This is a genomic window from Flavobacterium sp., assembly GCF_044361065.1.
Lineage (GTDB): Bacteria > Bacteroidota > Bacteroidia > Flavobacteriales > Flavobacteriaceae > Flavobacterium.
In genome coordinates, this window is the sequence record NZ_JBIKJI010000184.1 from 1 (window position 1) to 3,574 (window position 3,574).

4 protein-coding genes are annotated in these 3,574 nt (G+C 30.2%); 2 read left to right on the forward strand and 2 right to left on the reverse strand.

From position 1 onward, the window contains the following. Positions 1 to 15 precede the first annotated feature (15 nt). The gene (locus ACIQ11_RS09560; protein ID WP_396154394.1) at positions 16 to 933 is read right to left on the reverse strand and encodes a GLPGLI family protein; all 918 of its coding nucleotides are present in this window, start codon (positions 931 to 933) and stop codon (positions 16 to 18) included. An 87-nt stretch (positions 934 to 1,020) separates the two neighbouring features. On the opposite strand from ACIQ11_RS09560, the gene ACIQ11_RS09565 reads away from it, so the two are divergent. Beyond that, a complete protein-coding gene (locus ACIQ11_RS09565) occupies positions 1,021 to 1,782 on the forward strand; it encodes a hypothetical protein (protein WP_396154395.1) in 762 nt (253 codons plus the stop codon). A gap of 3 nt (positions 1,783 to 1,785) precedes the next feature. After that, the gene (locus ACIQ11_RS09570) at positions 1,786 to 2,400 is read left to right on the forward strand and encodes a deoxynucleoside kinase (RefSeq protein WP_396154396.1); all 615 of its coding nucleotides are present in this window, start codon (positions 1,786 to 1,788) and stop codon (positions 2,398 to 2,400) included. 37 nt (positions 2,401 to 2,437) lie between these two features. Here ACIQ11_RS09570 and ACIQ11_RS09575 read toward each other — a convergent pair. Further along, positions 2,438 to 3,574, reverse strand: a 1,137-nt coding sequence (locus ACIQ11_RS09575; protein WP_396154397.1) for a glycoside hydrolase family 2 protein, incomplete at its 5' end; no start/stop codon positions are given.

A 3,574-nucleotide genomic window follows, 5' to 3' on the forward strand; every position in this document is an offset into this window, starting at 1 on the left:
ATTAAAGTTGCTATCTTATCTAGAAAATCTCATTTGCATACCACCTCTTGATCCAGGTCCGCCGCCCATTTCACTCATTTCTTTCATTTTTTTAATCATAATATCGTCATATTCTTTTTGAGTGACTTTATCACCACCAGTTGGCGCTTTAATTTCGATTTTTTCTTTTACATTCAGTACTAATTTTGAACACATAATTACGGTTTTGCCATCGTTAACTTCCATAATTAAACCTGGTAAGCCCCAATATTCATCTGGACCTTGGTTTACAGGAATTTCTGGACAGTACCAAGCGGTAACAGTAACTTCTTTTGGCATATCTATTTCGGCAAAAAAGTTGGTTTTCTTTTCTTCTTTTTTCTCTTCGGTAGCCTTTTCATCTGTTTTGCCTTCTTCAGTATCTTTTTTTGGTTCTTCTTTTTTTCTTCTAAAATTTCTAAAATCCGTTTTACTAGCTTCTTTTACAGCTGTAGCTTTAAAACAAGTATAATCACCTATTTTTTTAGATTCGTCACTTAGTACCCATTTTAAATTTGGTAACGAGTCTTTAATTAAAAATTCTTTTCCAAATACTTCTTTATCAACGGTGTATTGTTTTTCTTTAACGTTTTTAAAATACGTTCCGCCACCGCCCATAAAAGACGCCATCATTCTTCCGCCACCTCCTTGTCCAGGTGCATCAAGTTTTTCTTCTTCTTTATATATCGAGGCCGATTTATCGAAATTAAGAACGAATGTTTTTTCAAACATTTTTTTCATTCTTTCCATAATTTGATTTTTCATTTCTGGCGTCATATCTTTGTTTCCATCAAAGTTTTTTGCAAATTCTGATGTTGATGTTTTAGATTCGTAAACCGCCATTCCTTGGAAATCTTTTTGTGCAGTGGCCATAAAAGTTGTTAAACTCAATACGGCTAAAAATATTTTTTTCATATTTTAGTTAATTTTATTCACTATTAGACTCTAAAAATAGCTATTAGTTACATTATAATTTGTTATTTTTGTGTTAATATTCATTATATGCGAATTTCACTATTTTTTTTATTTATCACTTTTTATTCTTCAGCTCAAAATATTGAGTCAGTTAAGATAGCATCAAAGCTATTTAATTATGAAGTGTTTTGGGGAAATGACCTTTCAGATAAACATTTTTTTTCAAAGAGTAATACATTATATAAAGTTAGTAAATCCGATACGTTAAACTACGCAAATAATAACTTTGGAAAAATTTCAAGTGTAGAAACGTTTAATATGTTACAAACGCTTATTTTTTATAAAGAAAACAATGCTTTTGTTTTGTTAGATGCCCAGCTTAACGAAATTAAGACTGCTATTTTTTCGGAAATTAATTGCGAGTTTTTAAAGCCCGCTTCTCAAAATGAATTGTGGTTTTATGACAGTTTAAGTCAACAAATAGGATTGTATAATTTAAATTCTAAAATATTTAAATTTTTATCTAACCCAATTAAAAACATTAAGTGTTCGCAATCGGATTATAATTATTTGTATTGGATTGATAATGAAAACAACACCTTTTCGATTTCTAAATTTGGAAAAATAAAAAGTTTGGGTAAAATAATGCCTTTTGAAAAAGTATTCTTTTTAAGTCAAACCGATTTTTTTTATCTTTTTGAAGATAAAATATATTATTATACCTTTGAAAATCAGTTATCAACAAGAATTAATATTAATGAAAAATTGATTGAAAATTTTTGTTATACAGATGGATTTTTTTCTATTTTTACAAACTATCAATTAAGTACCTATCAAATAAAAAAATAACATATGCATATAGCTATTGCAGGAAATATTGGCGCTGGAAAAACTACATTAACAAAGTTGTTATCCAAACATTTTAAATGGGAACCGCATTTTGAAGATGTAGATGACAATCCGTATTTGGATGATTTTTATCATTCAATGGAGCGTTGGAGTTTTAATCTGCAAATTTATTTTTTAAATAGTCGTTTCAGACAAATTTTAGAGATAAGAAAATCAGGTAAAAAAACCATACAAGATAGAACCATTTATGAAGATGCTTTTATTTTCGCACCCAATTTACACGCAATGGGTTTAATGTCTAATAGAGATTATACCAATTATAAATTACTTTTTGATTTGATGGAAGGTTTAGTGGGAGCACCAGATTTGCTAATCTATTTAAGAAGTTCTATTCCAAATTTAGTAGGGCAAATTCATAAACGCGGAAGGGATTATGAAAATTCTATTTCTATTGATTATTTAAGCAGATTAAATGAGCGTTACGAAGCTTGGGTTACTACTTACACAAAAGGGAAATTATTAATTATTGATGTGGATGATATAGATTTTGTAAACAATCCTGAAGATTTTGGAAACATCATAAATAGAATAGATGCCGAAATAAACGGTTTATTTTAAAAATTTAAACGCCTCAATTGAGGAGTTATTTTATGTTTTATTCATTCATAGTATCGAATAAAGACAATACCTTAATTTCTTGAGTTGGTTTTTCGGTCTTAATTATCTTTGGAATTCCAGGAAGTAAATCAAAATAGTTTTCTTCAAAAAAAGCATTTTTTGCTTGTAAGTACACGTTTTTTGCAAGTGTATTTGTTTTAAGCTCGATAAGCGTTTCGCCCACTATTTTTAGTTCAATAGTTGGTTGTTCTAGTTGTAACTCTTTTGGTTTTACAAAGTAATGATGCGCAACAGTTTTTTTCTGATTGCTAGTAAATTCAATCTGCAAAACTGTTTTTTCTTTTACAAATTTTGGCAATTCTGTATTCAAAATCTGCATACAAGTTGTATTTCTTTCAACGTTCAAAACACATTCCTTTGAAGCAGTCCAAAGTTCATTTCCAGAAAAATCAAGTAACTTAGCGGTTACCAATCCTTCTTTTACTTCCAAATTATCGTTACTTCCAATAATTGAATATCCATCCGCATTTTCTGTTACTGCTAAAAGTATCGGAGCAAAACTTTCTTTGACTTGGTAATGCGCCGCTTTCCAATTGCCGTAATAATCCAAAGTGCTCCAAGAAGTCACAGGCCAACAATCGTTTAATTGCCAATATAAAGATCCCATACAATATGGTTTCGCTAATCGGTGCGCTTCAATTGCGATTTTCATTCCATAAGCTTGCAGTAATTGCGAGACATAATTGTATTTTTCCATAGAAGTTGGCACAGGAAAATCTCGGGTCATATATTCTGTAATAGTTTCAAAACCAGTAGGATGTTTTTGATGATTTTTAAACGCTTCTGAAGTAAAATGCAAATCTTCTTTAGCAATTACTTTTTGCAACGTTTCTAAATTTGGCATCCCTTGAAAGCCATATTCACTCATAAATCGGCCTACTTTTTTCTTGTACATTTCAAACGGTTCTTTGCCCCACCAAACGCCCCAATAATGCGAATCGCCTTGGGTTAAACTTTCTTTTCTTCCCCAACCAATGGAAGGAGAAGAAGGCCAATATAGATTTCTTTCTTTGGATAAAAGACTATCTAATGTTTGAGGAATGAGTTCTTGAAATACTTTTTTATAATCGTTCCAAATTTGAGTCGAATCGGCTTTTGAATAATTAAATTGTTT

What these genes read in the sequence shown, in the direction of transcription:
- ACIQ11_RS09560 (WP_396154394.1), bottom strand. Translation starts at nt 933, where the DNA reads ATGAAAAAAATATTTTTAGCCGTATTGAGTTTAACAACTTTTATGGCC.
- ACIQ11_RS09565 (WP_396154395.1), top strand. Translation starts at nt 1,021, where the DNA reads ATGCGAATTTCACTATTTTTTTTATTTATCACTTTTTATTCTTCAGCT.
- ACIQ11_RS09570 (WP_396154396.1), top strand. Translation starts at nt 1,786, where the DNA reads ATGCATATAGCTATTGCAGGAAATATTGGCGCTGGAAAAACTACATTA.